Genomic DNA, 1,946 nt, shown 5'->3' with positions numbered 1-1,946 from the left:
CGGCGGCAATAAAGAACAGGCAAGCCGTACAGCCCATCTGTCCCACCAGCACCAGCGGTCGACGACCGATTTTGCCTATCATCCAAATCCCGACCAGGGTCATCAACACGGAAATGACGCCGTTGGCAATGGTGGCAAACAGCGCGGCATCGTTGCTCAGCCCCGTTGCTGTCAGCATGGTCGGCGCGTAGTACATAATGGTGTTCACGCCGGTCAACTGCTGGATGGCAGCGATACCAATACCTAACAGAAACACCTTACGTAGCCAGGGCGTACGCAGATCGCGCAGCCGACCTTTACCTTTCTGCCGGTTTTCTTCAATGGTCTCTTCAATCTCTTCTAACTCCCACTCAACATCCTCTGCTGCACGGGTCTTCTCCAACACATGCCTGGCTTCGCAGGCATTGCCTTGCATCACAAGCCAGCGCGGGCTTTCTGGCATAAAAATCATGCCCAGCCACAACAGCACGGCGGGAACAGTCGAGAGTGCCAGCATCCAGCGCCAGGTATGTTCACCGCCCCAGATTTCATTGAAGGTTGCATTCGAGACATACGCCAGCAGTTGACCCGATACAATCATCAACTCCTGTAAGGTAACCAGTTGGCCGCGTTTATTGGCTGGCGCGATTTCAGCGATATACACCGGCACAGTCGCCGCAGCACCGCCCACGGCAATGCCGAGGAAAAGTCGTGACATAATCATCGACACAACATCCGGCGCAAAGGCTGAACCGACTGCGCCAAGGGCAAAAATAAACGCCAGAGTGATGATGATTTTGCGCCGGCCCATGGCATCGGCGAAATGTCCGGCCAGTAAAGCGCCGAATGCGGCTCCAAACAGTAATGAGCTGGTCACCAGGCCCGTGGTGAAGGGCGTTAATTGCAGGTCACTGCGCATAAATAACAGCGCACCCGATACCACCCCAGTATCGTAGCCAAATAATAATCCGCCGAGCGTTGCCACCAGCGCAATAATCTTCACAAAAGGCTCAGTTCGCGTCACGCTATTCGGGCCTGACGCGGTATTGGTCGAGATATACAGTTCTTTTTCCATAACCTCTCCTGGTAAAAACGCATTTGGAAATACAGCAGAACAAAACAGAAAATGACGCTATCGGTATTTTTATTTCATGTTAATTTTTATTTGAAATTCATTTTCCGAAATGTGATATCAAGCATTCTGGCTGATTTATTTTGATGGTTAAACATCAAAAGGGAGCGTTAATTTAAAGAGTGAGAGGCGAAGATGGATTCGAATAACCCTGGATTGAGGTGGACGATATTGATTAATAGCGGCGTGTATGTATTTAAACATTTGAGAGAGGAAATAAGAAAAACCTTACGCCAATGGATATTGGCGTAAGGTAAACGCGATCAGAATTGCCAGCGAACCCCGCCGTTATAGCGCCAGCCTTTCGTACCGTTACCGTCAATTTCCTGACGATAGTCGGCCTCGGCATACAATGAGAGATTCCCTTTTAGCACGGCCGTACCACCGATGCCCACATCCCACATCTGTCCGAACTTCCCGCTGTCGAAACTGACACTGTCCGCGCCGCCGTTAATGCCCGCTCGCGTAGTGGCCGCCCCTCCCCAACCACGCGTATAGCTGGTGCGCAGATAAGGCGTATATTGCTGGCCGGCTGTATCTTGCCAGGTGCGATCCAGACGCGCGCCCACGCGGCCAATGGTTTGATCATAATCGCCCCAACTGACGCGTGTGTTATCGCGATCCACCAGATCATCCATGTTAAGTTGCAAGTACATTAACTGCGCCTGCGGTTCGAGACGTACGCCATTGCCCAACTGCCACGGATAGCCGGTTTCCAGTGAGGCGCCCCAGCCATTGCCTTTCAGTTTGCCCACCTCTTTTTGCCGCGCAATATCGGTATCGCCACGATGCCAGTCGAATGACAGTGCCCCATCAACATAGAAGCCACTGTCAC

At 52.1% G+C, this 1,946-nt stretch carries 2 protein-coding genes; both read right to left on the bottom strand.

Features of this window, described 5'->3' with window-relative positions; translation table 11 throughout:
• Nucleotides 1–1,054: sugar porter family MFS transporter (locus H7A81_RS27040; RefSeq protein WP_182059312.1), on the bottom strand; the 1,054-nt coding region annotated here is incomplete at its 3' end.
• Between the two features lie 320 nt (nt 1,055–1,374).
• Nucleotides 1,375–1,946 (bottom strand): autotransporter outer membrane beta-barrel domain-containing protein (locus H7A81_RS27035; protein WP_182059311.1); only part of this gene is annotated, 572 nt, incomplete at its 5' end.

The organism is Pantoea sp. ME81 (assembly GCF_903970985.1).
Lineage (GTDB): Bacteria > Pseudomonadota > Gammaproteobacteria > Enterobacterales > Enterobacteriaceae > Pantoea > Pantoea communis.
The sequence above is the reverse complement of the archived record's forward strand: the minus strand, read 5'-3'. Positions and strand labels throughout refer to the sequence as shown.